The organism is Paenibacillus sp. J22P15, from assembly GCF_056269345.1.
Map to the genome: position 1 here is coordinate 440,265 of NZ_JBWDNT010000002.1, position 16,152 is coordinate 456,416.

The following is a 16,152-nucleotide window of genomic DNA, read 5'->3' on the forward strand; positions in this document are numbered from 1 at the left end:
TTAATTTTTTTAGGAGGTCAAGTATGAAGCGAAATAGAATACAAACAGGGAAAATGTTATTTATGCTAGTTATGATCATGGCGTTCTTGGCAACGGCGTGTTCCAACAGCGGTGAAAACAATGGCTCTGAGAAGCCGGCAAACGAGTCTACGAACAATAAGGCCAATGAGTCCCCAAGCGGAGATAAGGACCCTTATGATGGATTACCTAAGAAAGTTAGTATTTCTACTTTTGATAGAGGTCAAGTCTCCAGCGATGAGGGCACCTATGAGGACAACCGCTGGGTGAAATGGATTCGCGAGCAATCGGGTATTGATGTGTCGATCGTTCCAGTACCGCGTAACCAAGCGCAGGATACGCTTAACGTATTGATTGCATCGAAACAAGCGCCGGACCTGCTCTGGGAGTATGACCGCACCTATATTGGCAAATTGGTTACTCAAGGGGTTATCCAGCCGATCGGAGAATATATAGAGAAGTACAGCACGACTTACAAAAAATATTTGGAAGACAATCCCGATTTGCTGCCTTATATTACTTTCGATGGTGAAGTCTATGCAGCTGTGACGAAACGTGCGATTACAGCCATTGTTAATCATGGCATGTGGATTAGGCAGGATTGGCTGGATGAATTGCAGCTTGAAAGGCCGACGACTGTGGAGGAGCTAGTTGCTGTAGCAAAAGCGATGAAAGAGCGTTATCCAGACAGCACGCCAATTGTTGGTCATACGACATTTGATATTTATTCTGCTCTCTATGCGGCAATGAACAATCAATGGTATGTGGAAGATGGGAAGATGGTATATGGCGCAACGCTAGATCGTTTCGGCGAAGCGATAGCGCTGGAGAAGCAGCTGTACGATTTGGGATTGGTCGATCGTGAATATTTAACTGATAGCAACAATCAGCGTGCAACGCAGCTGTGGACAACCGGCAAGGCTGGTATTTATATGGGGCAATGGGGACTTGGTAATACCGACATTTTAACAAAAGATCTACTTATTAATGTGCCGGACGCCAAGCCTGAGCCACTAGAAGCAGTCTCTACTCCGCATGGCAAATATGGTACGTATCAGGAGGCTTCACCGCTCTTTTATGTCACTTTCAATAAGGATATGAAAAATCCGAAAGCTGCCATGGAATATTTGGATTGGATTTTGGAGAAGGGCTGGTTCACACTCGTGAATGGCGAGGCAGGCGTGCATCATGAAATGGTAGGTGACGTTGCGAAGCGTCTAGACCCTGAGAAATTTACCAAAGAAGTGATTTTTGCAGGTGAATATGCTGTATTGCGAGATGAGAGCGGTTTCAAAGCTGAGAATTTGCTCGTTCAAGCGGCCAGTGATGATGTTTCGCAGCGCATTGCCAAGCTCGATATGGAATCACTCGATATTGTACTGAAAAATGAGTTCCGACGCGATATTCCTTATCAACCAAGCTTTGATGAAATCAATGAAATTCGTTCAACGCTCGATACCTTTATTAAGGAAACACGCGCCAATGCAGTCACACAAGGGGCGAAATATACAGGACAGTGGGCACTGGACGAAATTCGCAAGGAGTGGAAACGCCTTGGCGGTGAAAAAGCAGAAGAGATTGCACAGAAGTGGTATGAAGACAATAAATCCAGCTTCTAAATAGTAAGCTTTGGCTCTTGAAGAAGATACGGAGGAGGAACAGAAATGAAGCTCGTACAAAATCGGCGACTTACTAAAGCGGTCGCAATACTATCGACGCTGCTGTTCCTCCTCGTGTTTTCCTCTGCTTTTTTAACGTACTCCGTATTCAACCGTCAATTGGAGGGTCAGTTAACGAGTACAAACATGGAGCTGCTCGGACAGATGGATCATAAGCTGGAACTGTCGCTTAAGCATATTGATAAAACGGCTATTCAACTGCTGAAAGCATACGAGGTAGGGCGGTTCTTTAATAATGAGCTGAGCGAGCAGGAAACGCAGAACAATTCTTTTCGCGTATCCACTCTCATTACGAATGCGATCAACAGTATTGATTATATATTTTCGATTGATCTATATGCGTACGACAAGCAGCGGCTCGTTTCAGGAAATGTATTAACTGAACAGGATTATAAGCTGGATTTTTCATGGATTCCTGAGTTTCAGCAGTATGAAGGGTATTTCAACTGGATGTCGACTCGCAAAGTACAGCTTAATCACTCGCGATATCCAGTATATCGTAATGTTGTAACGTTGGTTCGCTCCTACCCGCTTATTCATTCTCCAGGTACACGCGAAGGCGCGATGGCTGTGAATATTAAGGAGGATTTGCTGTATGGCTTGATTCGAAATACGGCGCCGATGGATAAAGGACAGACCTTCATTATAGATAATGAAGGTGTCGTGGTGCTGCATGCTGACCAGAGTAAGCTAGGCAAAGATATTAGTGAATTTCCGTACATCGATCAAATTTTAAATGCTCAGGGAGCAAGCGGTCACTTCTCTGAGGAGGTTGAACAGACGGCAAGCTCGGTTTTTTATGTGAAATCAGATTATACGGACTGGAATATTGTGCGGGTTGTGCCGGTGGCACAATTTATGAAGCCGTTGTATGCCATTCGCAATGGACTGCTTATCCTTGCAATCGTATTGTTTGTGGTGGCGACAGCATCGGCAGCGATGGTAGGACGTTGGATTTTCAAGCCGGTCAATCGTTTCATTCAGGTGATGACACGGCATTTGACGATTCATTCGAAGGAAGCGGCAACACGTAAATATACCGATGAATTCCAATATTTTGAGTCGACGGTACAGCATATTTTACAAGACCGGGAAGATCTGCATAAGCAGGTGGTCGAAAGCAAGCCGCTCATCAAATGGCAGCTGCTGACTGAATTGCTGTCTGAGAAACGCAAAAACTTCGTGGTGTTACAGCCTTATATGGACATGCTTGGCATTAGTTTGTATCCAGACCATTTTATCGTAATGAGCATTGAATTTGACAATAAGCATGAAATTGCCTTGCCGCGGGATTTGCAGCTGTACGCTTATGCGCTCTGTAATGTTGCTGAGGAATTGATGAATGCAGAGAGCCGAGGAATCGCAGTGGAGCTGAGCATCGGCAAATGCGCGGTCATTATGAGCTTTGGTGCTGGCGATGAGTCGGAGCGACTGATGATGCGGGCGATGGCCGTAGCGGATTTAATGAAGGATTTCGTTCAGGAATACTTTAACCGTACGATTACGATTGGTATTGGAGATATTGTGGAGACGGTTAACGATATTCATCGCTCCTACAAGCAATCGCTTGAGGCACTGAGCTATAAGCTCGTAATGGGCAGCAATTCGATTATTACGAAAGAGGATGTATTCAGCGATCAATCCCCGCAATTTTATCGGTTATTCGCTATGACAGATGGGATCGTTGCTTCGGTTAAGGCGTCAGATGCGGATAAAATGAAGCTGCAAGTGCACAGATGGTTCGACTCTTTCACCGAGCATGTTGTACCGCCAGAAATGATTATGCAGCTAATTGTGCAATGTCTGATGAAGGCGGCGACAGCAGCCGTAGAGATTGGCGTCGATCCGGAAGGGATTTTTCCAGAGCAGTACATGGTTGAGATGCTGAATCAGTATGAGCAGCTGCACCATCTTGAGGCTTTTACGATCCAATCACTCACAAGCTTCATCGAACGGATTAAGGAAAAACGTAACAGCAGGGAACGAAATGATGTCATTGACAATGTGATGGTCTATATTCAAGAACATTATATGCGCAGCGACTTATCGCTCAACCTGCTCACAAGCGAGTTCCATTTGAGTGTATCCCATCTCAGTAAGCTGTTCAAAGAACAGAAGGAATGCAATTTCATCGATTATTTGATGGAAACACGCATGAACAGGGCCAAACAGCTGCTAAAGGATACGGAAGAGAAAATTCGCGATATTGCGGAGTGTGTGGGCTATACGAATGTGAATAGCTTTGTAAGGATTTTCAAGAAGATAACGGGATTTACACCTACGGAATTCAGGGAACGGTCACGGGGAGACCAAGACGAGGAAGTCAGTTCAATCCTATAGCGGAGAGGAAAGGCACAGCATGCTTATTCGCAAGTTGAAGGACCCTTTAACGAATATCGAAATAGGATCAGCACTTATGGATTGGTGTAATTGACCTTGATCAAATTTCGGAGGAGAGCTGATATGACAGGGCAGATGACAGATACGATGAGTAAAATCTACAGCTGCATGACCAGCGATCATCAGGGCATTTGGGGCATGGATATTAATCAATGGGACTGGGTTCCTGGTGTAGGTGTCATTTCGATTCTAGATTACGGAGAGAAGACAGGGCAAGAGGAAGCCATTCATTACGTACAAACATGGGTAGAGCGGAATAAGAATAAAGCCGATGCGCTGAATGTAATTAATGCAATGGCACCTTATGCCGTATTTCCTTCTTTGTATCGCCGTACAGGGGAGGAGTGGCTGCTGACCAAATCGCAGGAAATTGCACAGTGGATGCTGCATGAAGCGCCGCGCACTCGCGAGCGGGCTTTCGAGCATACGGTTACAGAAGCTGTTGAATTTAGGGAGCAGGTGTGGGCGGATACGGTGTTTATGGCGGTGCTATTTCTAGCACGTCTCGCCAAATTGACAGGTGACAAGCAGCTGGCGGAGGAGGCGCTCGAGCAGACGATGCTTCACTTGCAGCTGCTGCAGGATACAAATACGGGATTGTTATATCACGGCTGGAACTGTGAGGCAGGCAACCATTTGTCAGCGGTTCATTGGGCGCGGGCAAATGCTTGGGTCGTTTTGAGCGTACCAGAGATTATGACGGAAATTAGTGGATTAGCTGCCATCCCAGCAGAGCTTTATGAACGTTATCGTACCCTTGCTGCTGCACTTCGCGCTTGTCAGGCAGCAGATGGACTGTGGCATACAGTGCTGGATCGCATCGATACGTATAAAGAAACATCGGCAAGTGCCGGAATCGCATGCGGCTTTCTTAGAGGAATCGATGCGGGACTACTCGATGCCTCGTTCATGGAGCCGGCCGAGCGAACAGTAATCGCTGTGCTTTCCTTAATCAATTCGGTTGGTGAAGTAGCTGGAGTATCAGGCGGAACACCAATTATGCCATCCGTGGATGCGTATAATCAAATTAGTATCTATCCGACGCTATATGGGCAAGGATTGACTCTTCAGCTGTTGGCACAATTCAAATTGAATTCAAGCGAGGGATGAAATAGACATGGCGTACTATTCCGATAATCCATTTAATAACAGGCAAATGCTGATCAAGCAGATCGATTCTCGAGACGCACAGTACAATCCAGAGAATCGCCTTTTGAAGTCGCCTTTCAGCAGTCCTGGTTATCATACAACGATCAAACAAGCTGATTTTATTCACTCAACTCGCAATTCTCTCGTGTATGCGCTAGGTTTGCTAGATACGGAGGAAGCACACTATGAGCAGCGCGCCTTTGATATTATTGAGCAGGTTGTTTCTCTACAGGATACGGATCGCAGCCGCAGTACGTTCGGTATTTGGTCATGGTTTTATGAGGAGCCGCTCGATCATATGTCGCCTCCCGATTGGAACTGGGCTGATTTTTGCGGCAAGCTTCTCGTACTGATCGTTTCAAGGCATGCTGCTAAATTGCCAGAGAAGCTGAGGCAGTCGGTACAGCAAGCAATCTACAATGCCTGTGATGCAATAATTATACGGAATGTAGGGCCAAATTACACGAATATTGCGATTATGGGCGCATTCGTTACACTCGTCACGGGTGAATTATTCGAGCGGGAGGATTATGCGAAATACGGATTTGAACGATTGGAAAAGCTGCACAACTATACGCTGCCTAGGCAGGCGTTTCTAGAATATAATAGTCCGACGTACACGCAAGTCGCTATTTTGGAGCTGTCCGCTATTGTAACAGAAACGAATAATGCTGAGGCGAAGCAGCTCGGAAACGACCTGCTGAATATTGCATGGAAAAGCGTAGCAGACCATTTTCATGCGGGTACTCGGCAGTGGTCAGGCCCTCACAGCCGCTGTTACAAAACGCTGCTTACACCGCTGAGTGAAGCTTTCCTACAACTCGCAACAGGAGGAAAGCTGGCCTTCTATCAGGAGAAAGAGCTTCCCTATGATGAAGGTTGGTATAAGTGCGGTGTTGTTTGTCCAGAGCAATATATTGAACAGTTTCTTAGCCCCGTTCAGCAGACGATAAGAGAATGCTTTGGGATGAGCGGCAGCGGAACAGAGAAATGGGCAACGACTTATATGACGCCGACCTATTCGCTCGGCAGCTTCAGAAAGGAGATCATGTGGAATCAGACACGGACTTTGCTTGCGTATGTGGATAATGGCGGCAAGGCGACTTACTTGCAACTGCGTGCTTTGCATGATGGTTATGATTACTGCTCGGCTATTTTTCATGGGGAGCAGCGGGCGAACCATGTACTATTTGGTATGAATTTTGTCGTCAATGGCGGTGATACTCACCCGAATTTGGATATGATTAATGGAACCATCGAGGCTTCCGATTTCAGATTTCGTCTGGAAATAGGCGGTGCATTGGAGCATGTTCGTCCGGTTGTCGGAAAGGACAGTGTAAACCTGCGAATTGGTGAGACGTTAGTGTCGCTGTGCACTTGGTTTTCCGCATTTGAGGATCAAAGGGACTTGCGCTGGGAAGTAAACGAGTTAGACGGAATACTTGGTATCGATCTTGTCCTTCATGCCGGTGTAAAGAGGATCATCGATTTTCAAAAACTCAATGAGGCGGCGTTTGTCTTCTCTCTCAGTATTGGAGAAGAACTGGGGGGCTTCGTACCGCAGATTGATTGCACAGAAGAGCTCGTAAATGTGATCGGAAACTGGAATAATGAGCAAATGGGGCTTTCTTTGCAGCTGATGCCAGGCACGTTGTGATGATCTAATCGAGTAAATCGATTATATAATGATACAAAGAAGAGCCAAATCGGTCTTGAGCGACCGTTTGGCTCTTTTGGCTTTCATGATTTCAAATAAAGTCGACTAAGTAGCGCTGCGAACTAATTTCGTAATGCGGCCATCATGAATCCACTCGGCAACGTATACGCTTCCTTCACTGTTTACACATACTCCGTGAGGAGAGCTGAATTTGTTGGCGCGGTAATAAGCTTTTGGAAGATTAGGCCAACCTTGTTGCTTATAAGCCTGCTGATCTTCTCCTAAATGAGCTACGAGTCGATCATTGCGATCATAGATCGTAACACGGCTGTTCAAGTCAGGGACGTACATTTCATCCTTAAAGAAATAAAAGCTGCAAGGCATATCCATATCATCGACAAGGATTCGTTTCAATTGACCATCTAGTGTGAAAACCTGAATACGATGGTTTCCGCGATCCGCCACGTAAATTTCAGGTTCTCCGCTGCGTAAATCAACAGAAATACCGTGAGGGCAGTTTAATTGCCCCGGCTCTGCCCCGAATCCGCCCCATGAACGAATAAGTTCTCCAGCAGCTGTAAATTGATGAATCCATGGTTGTCCGTACCCATCAGCGATGTAAATGTCCCCATTAGGCGATACGGCAACATCGGTAGGAGAAAATTTGTTTTGCTCATTATAAATATGAGGCAAATTGGGAGTCTCAATAGTCAACAGATGCTGGCCTTCAGTGGTCATTTTTACCATGATTCCTCTAACATTATCTGTCACGTAAAGAAAGGCTTCCGCTGCTTCTTGATGCAAATAAAATCCGTGTGCGCCGCCCTCGAACTCATCTCCGAAAGCAGTAAGGAATTGCCCATTCGCATCAAATTTCATAATAGACGGTTTGCCTGTGTGAAATACGTATACGTTATCATTTTGATCTACTTCAATACCATGTGTGTAACCAAATTGAATGTGATCGGGCAGCTTCAGGAAATCATTGACGACGGTATAGTTATGTGAACTGTTGCCTGATTGTTCTAGACGAGTGATAGACATAGGACTCTCCCTTTAAAATTAATTTTTTGTTCATTGTTCTAATTTATCGTTAATCAGTCCAGCTTGCAATAGTTCTTAAATAATTTAGCTGTAATGTATGTCTGGTGCGAGGCAGCTTCGTTTGTAGCCTGAGGGTGTTGTTCCTGTTAGTTTTTTGAAGGTGCGGTGAAAATGCGGCAGACTCTCGAACCCGCACTCATTGGCTATCGCGTGGACAGGGGCATCCGACGAAAGTAGAAGCTCCTTTGCATGACTGATTCGTTTGGCTGTCACATATTCGGTTAGCGTCATTCCCGTAAGAAGCTTGAAGACACGTGTGAAATGAGACGGATTCACTGCTGCTTTGGCAGTTAGCGTAGCTAAGCTAACGTCCCCAAATGGGTGCTCGTCGATGGTTCGCAGCGTTAACCTCATCCACTCCGGAGCTCCATTATGTTTCCGTTCCTCCGCTGGCGCGGGTATTTGCCGATTCAGCAGAAGCAGCAGTTGAAGCAGGTGAAGCACGGCACCGTGTCGGCGCCCCGGTCTTTCAAGGGATAGCTCATTGTCGATATGAATGAGCGTCGTCTCAATAGGGTTCTGGTCCATAGTGTCCATTAGTAGTTTATGGCTCTTGCGTTTTTTTGCCTGTTCGAAGCATTGCAGGAATGAAAAGTTATCGCCAAGCGAGTCCCATTGTACAACACGTCCATGGAAATAAATGGCGCTCACCGTCAAAGGTGCTTCTTCATCCGGCAATGCGCGATGTACGGTATTACCAGGCAACAAGAACAGATGACCGGGCTCTATTGTATAGAATAACCCATCAATAAAAAAAACGCCTTTTCCCGAATGGACATATACGATTTCATGCCAATCATGCAAGTGATTAGGCAGCTCATTATGAGAATCTTTGACCACACGGTAAGCAAATTCAAATGGGAAAGAAGCAGCAGCATCGAATTGTTTGCGAATGGGCTTCATATAGCTGGACCTCCCTCGTTGGGATGCTGAAAAATATCTTGTTTGCTACTAGTGTAATTGCTCCTCGATTAATAGTCAAAATAGGGTACTAATAAGCGTATTCACGCTATTTTCGTAGCTTAAATGCTCGATTATTATGAAGGTTAATGGTATTGGTAGTGAGGCAATTAATCATCAACGAAGAGGATGAGGAGGTATGCTGGATGACCCAACAAATTACAGATGGCGTTGACGCATTAATTATGGATGACCGAGATCATGTTGTAATGGCGCTGCGCGATATAAAGCCAGAGGAAACAGTCCGATACAGAGATGGTCATGGTTTTCATGAAGTAACAGCACTTGACCCCATCCCGTTCGGCCATAAGCTGGCAGTTAAGGTGCTTGTCGAAGGACAGGAAGTACGGAAATATGGGGAAACCATCGGACGTGCAAGTATGGCAATTCAAGTTGGTCAGCATGTTCATGTTCATAATATTGAAGGAATACGCGGCAGAGGCGATAAGGCTGGAGAGGTGAGCGCATGAGCACATTTATGGGGTATGAAAGACCGAATGGAGATATTGGTATTCGCAATCATTTGCTCATCATTCCAACCGTTATTTGCTCCAATCAGGTTTGCAACCGGATCATGCAGCTGGTGCCTGGTACTGTATCGATTCCGCATCAGCATGGTTGCAGCCAAATCGGAGCGGACAAGGAGCGTACTTTCGAGGTGCTTTCCGGGACGGGTAAAAATCCAAATGTAGGCGGGGTTATCGTTGTCAGTCTAGGCTGCGAGGTAGTCGATCCTTACGCGCTTGCAGACGATATTAGGAAGACCGGCAAACCTGTGGAAGTGATTGATATTCAAGCGGTTGGCGGCTCGGTGAAGGCGATTCAGCATGGAACTGATATAGCAAAACAAATGATGGCGAAGCTTGAGCGTGAGCCTAAAGTACCCGTTCCTTTCTCTAAACTGAAGGTTGCTGTGAAATGCGGCGGCTCCGATGCGACATCCGGCTTGTCGTCGAACCCGGCGCTCGGTGAAGCTGCGGATGCATTAATTGCGGCGGGCGGAACGGTTGTCATCGGTGAGACAACAGAGATCATCGGCGCCGAGCATGTGCTGGCACAGCGCTGCGCTACACCGGACACAGCGGAGATGCTCTATCATATTGTCGGCCGGTTCGAAAGAGAAGTAGAGAGGATGGGCGCTGACATGCGGGGCGGTAATCCAAGTCCCGGCAATATCGAAGGCGGACTCTCTACTATTGAAGAGAAGTCGCTAGGCTGCATTAGTAAATGTGGGAAAGCGCCTATTAAAGGCGTCATCGAATACGCGGAACGGATACCTGAGGGCGGGCTATACTTCATGGATTCACCCGGCAACGATATTGAATGTGTATCGGGTATGGCAGCCGGAGGCGTTCATATCGTTTGCTTTACGACGGGCAGAGGTACGCCAACGGGTGCAGCTGTCGTTCCAGTCATCAAAATTACAGGCAACAAACGGATGTACGAGCGGATGGAAGACAATATGGATGTTGATGTTAGCGGTATGCTCGATGGGACGTTGAGCTTGGAAGCTGCTGGTGAACGGATTTGGCAAGACATCATCGATGTAGCGGATGGAAAATGGACAAAAGCGGAAACGCTCGGTCATCAAGAATTTAGTATTAACCGCATCGGACCAAGCCTTTAGTAAAGGCTTGGTTGTACATACGACAGCTTTGGATCATGAATCCAAACGGAGAAGGGATGTTAGGCCATGAGATTGGCGGATAAGGTTGTCCTCATTACAGGTTCAGGTTCGGGTATCGGCAAAAGCTCGGCACTATTGTTCGCAAGTGAAGGCGCGATCGTTGTTGTTAATGATCTGGATGTGGACAAAGGCAAGGAAACGGTGGAGGAAATTAATTCACAAGGCGGACGAGCTTCGTTTGTACATGCGGACGTTACTAATCCGGATTCTGTCCGCGCCATGGTGAGCGAGATAATTGCGGTACATAGCCGTATCGATGTGTTATTCAATAATGCGGGCATCAGCGGAGTAGGTGCGCTTCATGAGGTTGAGCCAGATGATTGGGATCGCGTCATGCGGGTCAATATCCGCGGAGTTTACTTGCCTTCTAAATATGTATTGCCGCATATGATGGAACGGGCATGCGGATCGATTATTAACATGTCCTCCTGCATTGCAGAGATGGGACTCGCGAAGCGCGCTTCTTACGCAGCCACCAAGGGAGCAGTGCTTGCGCTTACCAAATCGATGCAAGTCGATTATGCCCCTTACAATATTAGGGTGAATGCAATTCTGCCAGGAACCATTATGACGCCGTTCGTTGAGAACTATCTCCGCACCTCTTACGAAGACTCCGAGGCTGCGATTGCGTCACTCAAAACACGGCAGCTCAGCAATGAACTCGGGCGTCCGGAAGATGTAGCGAAGGCTGCGCTATTCCTTGCATCTGACGAGTCTAGCTTCATGATGGGCTCACCGCTTTATATTGATGGAGGCGTCGTATTCGGGAAGAACGCCTAACTCAGCAGTAGAATAGTAAACTCAAATACGAGAGGATGGTAGAAATGAAATTACTTATGATTCAAACAGAAGCTGGCGCTCATTTAGGCGTTAAGCTAGATACGGGCGTACTCGACATCGTAGAGGCGCTGAAAATTAGCAATGACCCCAACATTCCGACAGAGGTTATGGAAGTTATAGAGGGTGGATCAGATGTGCTATTGTCTTTAACTAAGTTCGTTCAGGAAGCTGCCGCTGCGCCAGAAAAGTTTGCTGCTGCGCTCTATCATGAAGAAGAGATTACATTCGGTCCATGCGTAACCGCCCCGCGCAAAATCATTTGCGTCGGACTGAATTACCGCAAGCATGCGGAGGAGACGAATGCACCGATTCCGGCGTATCCGATTTTGTTCAACAAATTCGATAATACGGTAGCCGCACATGGTGAGGACATTCCACTTCCATCTAAAGTGACAAGCCAAGTGGACTATGAAGCTGAACTAGTTATCGTTATTGGCAAAAAAACAAAGTACGTTGAGAAGGAGCAAGCGCTGGAGCACGTATTCGGTTATTGCTGCGTCAACGACTTGTCCGCAAGAGACCTGCAGATGCGCACGGCGCAGTGGCTGCTTGGCAAGTCGCTGGACAAGTTCAGTCCGCTCGGACCGTACCTGGTTACTGCGGATGAAATTGAAGATCCTAACAATCTATCGATCGGCTGTACCGTTAACGGTGAAGTGCGTCAGCAGTCGAATACATCGGATATGGTTTTCCGTTGTGATGAAATCGTCAGCTATGTTTCACAGCATATGACATTGTCGCCTGGTGATATTATTCTCACCGGAACGCCAGAGGGCGTCGTGCTAGGTTATCCAGAGGAGAAGCGGGTATGGCTGAAGGCTGGAGATACAGTTACGATTGAAATTGAGAAGCTTGGTTCGCTAACGAATCGGTTAGTAGAGGAAGTCATTTAACAACAAATCGCAACAAACCTATAATTAACAAAGAAACGCTTGGGAGTCCAAGCGTTTTTTTGTGTTTGCAGCTATCAATATGGCTAATAACAGGAGTGAAATATCAGGTTGAAAAAAGTTACAACGAACGCTATAATACTTTCAGCAAGCAAAAGCATACCGTCCAGACGGTTTTTTCGAAAGAGAGGGTAATCGGTAATGGATAAAGATGATAAAGTGTCTACGCGTAAACGTTTATTAATAGCAGCCTCCAACATTGTTCTGAAACAAGGAATGACGAAATTAACGCTTGAAGCGGTTTCCAAGGAAGCGGGAGTGAGCAAGGGAGGGTTATTGCATTATTTTCCGAATAAAGAGTCGCTGGTTGAAGGTTTAGTGAATGAGCTAATGCAAGAGTATGAGGAAGATATTGAGCAAAGAGTGCAAAGCGAAGGCGATACACATGGCAAGTGGGTGAGATCCTACGTAAAGTCGACATTTGAATATGATGAAGGCGGATTAGAAGTAGGTGCTGTTTTCTCAGCGGCGCTATTTGCTAACCCTGATTTATTGCTGAGAACTCAAACGCAATTTGCTGATTGGCAAAAAAAAATAGAGAACGATGGAATAGATCCCGTTCATGCAACAATAGCGAAGCTTGCGGCTGATGGGCTATGGTTCTCTGAAATATTCGGATTGCCTCCGATAGATGAACAGCTGAAAACTCAAATTCTTCAACAATTGATCAGATGGACCGAGGAGAGGACTGTATAATGGGTTATTTATTTTTAATGTTTTCTATTGTATTTGAGTTGATAGGCACCTCGATGCTGAAAGCATCTCAAGGGTTCACACGGATATTGCCTACGATCATTACAGTGATCAGCTTGGTGTGTTCCTTCTATTTCCTATCGTTGACGCTGAAGACGATTCCGTTAAACACGGCTTATGCCATTTGGTCTGGTCTGGGCGGCGTTGCGACTGTTGTTATATCGGTGCTCATTTGGAAAGAGAAATTGAATGGATGGAGTATTGTCGGCATTTCTCTTATTTTATTAGGCGTTATCGTGTTGAATTTACTGGGGCCTGGTCACAGTAACGAGTCAGCTTCTTCATCAGAAACCCAAATATCTGCTTAAGACAGACCAGCAAATCCTTAAAATAGGGTTTGCTGCTTTTTTTGTAGCGAGCCTATTTCGTTATATTGCTATTATATTCTAATAACTGAAAGTACAGAGCTTAGTAGGGTATAGTTAGAGTACGGAAATACTAAAGGAGGCGAGCCTTCTGCCAACCGTATATACCAAGCTGTTTGACTATGGGCAAGCAGAAATCGATTATTTGAAAAGCGTAGATGAAATGCTCGGATCTGCGATGATTCGGCTCGGAAAATTAGATCGCGTCATCATGCCGGATTTGTTCGCTGCACTCGTTTATGCGATCGTAGGCCAGCTTATTTCTGCTAAGGCAGCTCATACCATTTGGGAAAGAATGCAGGAGAAGCTGGGAGAAATCTCCCCATCAAATGTGGCGAAGCATACTGCCGATCAGATTCAAGGCTGCGGGATGACGATGAAGAAAGCTGTATGTATAAGAAGTATTGCTGAGTCGATTACACAAGGCGAGTTCCAGTTGGAAGAACTGAGCAGCTTATCGGATGCAGAGGTCATTAAGAGGCTGATCGCTCTAAAGGGAGTCGGCAAGTGGACGGCTGAAATGCTGCTTATTCATGCGTTGGAGCGTCCTGATGTTGTCAGCTGGGGCGATATCGCTATTCGACGCGGGATGATGAAATTATATAATCTTGAGGCGCTAACCCATGAACAATTCGAGCAATATCGGCTTCGCTATTCGCCGCACGGATCGGTGGCTTCAATCTATTAGTGGACGCTGTCTATGGAATAAATGAAAAAGGAGTGAACGGATGGAGAAGACAGTCAAGGAACAGCTGCTGGAATGGGCGGAGGTGGATTATCAGAAGTTCTCAGCTGCGCTGATCCCTACGATTAGTAATGTACTAGGGGTTCGACTGCCGAAGCTGCGCAAGCTGGCCCAAGCGATAGCAAAGGACGACTGGCGTAATTATCTTGCGTCTGCGGAAAGCGAATATTTTGAGGAGGTCATGCTGCAAGGTATGGTGATCGGTTACGCGAAAGCGGATATCGTAGAGATGCTGAGCTATGTCGCAGCATTTGTTCCGAAAATAAATAATTGGTCGGTATGCGATAGCTTTTGTATTGGATTGAAATTTACGAAGACGAATAAGGAGGTTGTATGGGATTTTATACAGCCATATTTGTCTTCACATCAGGAGTATGAAATACGCTTTGGCGTGGTGATGCTGCTGGATTTTTATATCGAAGAACAATACATTGAACGTGTTTTGCAACTGCTAGGGGAGACCGAGCGAGAGAGCTATTATGTCAAAATGGCTGTAGCATGGGCATTATCGATTGCTTATATAAAGCTGCCAGAGCCTACGATGAAATATTTGGAGAGCGGCGGTCAATCCTTAGATGACTTTACGTACAACAAAGCTTTGCAAAAAATAACCGAATCATACCGCGTTGATCAGGAGACAAAAAACATGATTCGCGGTATGAAACGAAAGAGTGGTTAATTGTATAGTTATTGTGTGCTCATGCTAGCTTTTTTCCAACTGAAGCAGATTCGTTTTCATTTCGATACCGCCGCGATAGCCTGTTAGAGCGCCGTTTTTCCCGATCACGCGATGGCAGGGAACTGTAATTAAAATGGGATTTGCGCCTATTGCCGAGCCAACTGCACGAACCGCCGCAGGCCGTTGAATTTGATGAGCAATATCGGAATAGGACTTCGTTTCACCATAAGGAATCTCGCAAAGCGCTTGCCATACGTCTAGTTGAAAGGTGGTACCGTGATAATCGAAGGGAACGTTAAAGTGTGTCCGTGTACCTTGGAAATACTGCTTCAATTCAGCCGTGTAAGGCTGGAGCAGTTCATTGCTTCTAAGCAAAGTGCTGCCAGGGAACCGTGAGTTTGCCCATCGTATAAGCTCATCTATCGTTTGGTTCTGAGAGCCAATAAAACAAAGCCCCTTCGTTGTGGCTGCAACGTGTATGCTCCAAGCCTCGTGCGTGAACAATGTCCAATAGATTAGAGGTTTATTGCTGCTGGTCATTTTGGCTTGCCTCCTACTTCGTTATTTGATGTAATTGTCGATAGTTTGCTGGCGTGTGGCCGGTCTTCTTTTTGAAAAGGGTAATAAAATAAGGTGTGTTGTGCAAGCCGACATTTGAACCGACCGTCGAAATGGCCATATCCGATGAAAGAAGCAGCTCCTTAGCCTTAAGGATTCGTTGAAGCTGCATATATTCAACAGGTGTCATCTGTTTGATTTTCTTGAATGTCCGATGCAAATGATAGGGACTGCCGTGACAGCTATCTGCAATGATTTGCAAAGTTAAATTGTTCATATATTGACGATCGATGAATGAAGCAGCTAAAGCGATCCACTCCTCATCAGGTAATCGTTGTCCAGTAGGTTTACACCGCTTGCACGGGCGAAAATGAGCAGACAAAGCTTGTTCAGCCGTGCGGTAAATGTTGATATTCTCTTTATTTGGCGGTTTGGATTTGCAGGATGGCCGGCAAAAAATACCCGTAGTCTTTACCGCGTAAAAAAATGTTCCGTCATAGGAAGCGTCATTGCTCAGGACGGCTTGCCACCGTGCATCCGTCAATATTTCCGACTGCGTAATTTGTTTCGCCACTTAGCTCACCTCATAACTAGTATAACCTCGAAAA

Annotated in this window: 16 protein-coding genes; 12 read left to right on the plus strand and 4 right to left on the minus strand. The window is 46.0% G+C overall.

Annotation, left to right across the window (positions count from 1 at the left end; translation table 11 throughout):
- Positions 1 to 23: 23 nt before the first annotated feature.
- The 4 genes from AC0YN6_RS06600 to AC0YN6_RS06615 all read left to right on the plus strand — a co-directional run bounded on the left by AC0YN6_RS06600 (position 24) and on the right by AC0YN6_RS06615 (position 6,903).
- Complete coding sequence (locus AC0YN6_RS06600) at positions 24 to 1,637, plus strand: extracellular solute-binding protein (protein WP_475745848.1); 1,614 nt, start codon at positions 24 to 26, stop codon at positions 1,635 to 1,637.
- 45 nt (positions 1,638 to 1,682) lie between these two features.
- Positions 1,683 to 4,037 (plus strand): helix-turn-helix domain-containing protein, encoded by a 2,355-nt coding sequence (locus tag AC0YN6_RS06605; RefSeq protein WP_475745850.1) that lies wholly within the window; start codon positions 1,683 to 1,685, stop codon positions 4,035 to 4,037.
- Positions 4,038 to 4,160: 123 nt separating this feature from the next.
- Positions 4,161 to 5,207, plus strand: a complete 1,047-nt coding sequence (locus tag AC0YN6_RS06610) for a glycoside hydrolase family 88/105 protein (protein ID WP_475745851.1) — start codon at positions 4,161 to 4,163, stop codon at positions 5,205 to 5,207.
- Positions 5,208 to 5,214: 7 nt separating this feature from the next.
- On the plus strand, positions 5,215 to 6,903 hold the full coding sequence (locus AC0YN6_RS06615; protein WP_475745852.1) for a hypothetical protein: 1,689 nt from the start codon (positions 5,215 to 5,217) through the stop codon (positions 6,901 to 6,903).
- A gap of 105 nt (positions 6,904 to 7,008) precedes the next feature.
- On the opposite strand, the gene AC0YN6_RS06620 is transcribed toward AC0YN6_RS06615, so the two are convergent.
- Positions 7,009 to 7,947, minus strand: coding sequence for an NHL repeat-containing protein (locus AC0YN6_RS06620; protein WP_475745853.1), 939 nt, complete (start codon positions 7,945 to 7,947; stop codon positions 7,009 to 7,011).
- Between the two features lie 84 nt (positions 7,948 to 8,031).
- Positions 8,032 to 8,910: an AraC family transcriptional regulator gene (locus AC0YN6_RS06625; RefSeq protein ID WP_475745855.1), complete on the minus strand. Its 879-nt coding sequence runs from the start codon at positions 8,908 to 8,910 to the stop codon at positions 8,032 to 8,034.
- 203 nt (positions 8,911 to 9,113) lie between these two features.
- Here AC0YN6_RS06625 and AC0YN6_RS06630 point away from each other — a divergent pair, with 203 nt between their 5' ends.
- The 8 genes from AC0YN6_RS06630 (at position 9,114) to AC0YN6_RS06665 (ending at position 14,986) form a co-directional block, all read left to right on the plus strand.
- Entirely contained in the window at positions 9,114 to 9,437 is a 324-nt protein-coding gene (locus AC0YN6_RS06630; protein ID WP_475745857.1) for a UxaA family hydrolase, read from the plus strand.
- Positions 9,434 to 10,594, plus strand: a complete 1,161-nt coding sequence (locus AC0YN6_RS06635) for a UxaA family hydrolase (RefSeq protein ID WP_475745859.1) — start codon at positions 9,434 to 9,436, stop codon at positions 10,592 to 10,594. The genes AC0YN6_RS06630 and AC0YN6_RS06635 overlap by 4 nt, the downstream gene beginning before the upstream one ends.
- 66 nt (positions 10,595 to 10,660) lie before the next feature.
- Complete coding sequence (locus AC0YN6_RS06640) at positions 10,661 to 11,434, plus strand: SDR family NAD(P)-dependent oxidoreductase (protein ID WP_475745860.1); 774 nt, start codon at positions 10,661 to 10,663, stop codon at positions 11,432 to 11,434.
- A 44-nt stretch (positions 11,435 to 11,478) separates the two neighbouring features.
- Positions 11,479 to 12,387: a fumarylacetoacetate hydrolase family protein gene (locus tag AC0YN6_RS06645; protein ID WP_475745861.1), complete on the plus strand. Its 909-nt coding sequence runs from the start codon at positions 11,479 to 11,481 to the stop codon at positions 12,385 to 12,387.
- Between the two features lie 198 nt (positions 12,388 to 12,585).
- Entirely contained in the window at positions 12,586 to 13,140 is a 555-nt protein-coding gene (locus tag AC0YN6_RS06650; protein ID WP_475745862.1) for a TetR/AcrR family transcriptional regulator, read from the plus strand.
- Positions 13,137 to 13,505 (plus strand): DMT family transporter, encoded by a 369-nt coding sequence (locus AC0YN6_RS06655; RefSeq protein ID WP_475746286.1) that lies wholly within the window; start codon positions 13,137 to 13,139, stop codon positions 13,503 to 13,505. The genes AC0YN6_RS06650 and AC0YN6_RS06655 overlap by 4 nt, the downstream gene beginning before the upstream one ends.
- Before the next feature lie 148 nt (positions 13,506 to 13,653).
- Positions 13,654 to 14,250: a DNA-3-methyladenine glycosylase family protein gene (locus tag AC0YN6_RS06660; RefSeq protein WP_475746287.1), complete on the plus strand. Its 597-nt coding sequence runs from the start codon at positions 13,654 to 13,656 to the stop codon at positions 14,248 to 14,250.
- Positions 14,251 to 14,290: 40 nt separating this feature from the next.
- Positions 14,291 to 14,986, plus strand: a complete 696-nt coding sequence (locus AC0YN6_RS06665) for a DNA alkylation repair protein (RefSeq protein ID WP_475745863.1) — start codon at positions 14,291 to 14,293, stop codon at positions 14,984 to 14,986.
- Positions 14,987 to 15,010: 24 nt separating this feature from the next.
- Here AC0YN6_RS06665 and AC0YN6_RS06670 read toward each other — a convergent pair whose 3' ends face one another.
- Positions 15,011 to 15,526: a methylated-DNA--[protein]-cysteine S-methyltransferase gene (locus AC0YN6_RS06670; protein ID WP_475745864.1), complete on the minus strand. Its 516-nt coding sequence runs from the start codon at positions 15,524 to 15,526 to the stop codon at positions 15,011 to 15,013.
- Between the two features lie 13 nt (positions 15,527 to 15,539).
- Complete coding sequence (locus tag AC0YN6_RS06675) at positions 15,540 to 16,118, minus strand: bifunctional transcriptional activator/DNA repair enzyme AdaA (RefSeq protein ID WP_475745865.1); 579 nt, start codon at positions 16,116 to 16,118, stop codon at positions 15,540 to 15,542.
- Positions 16,119 to 16,152 lie beyond the last annotated feature (34 nt).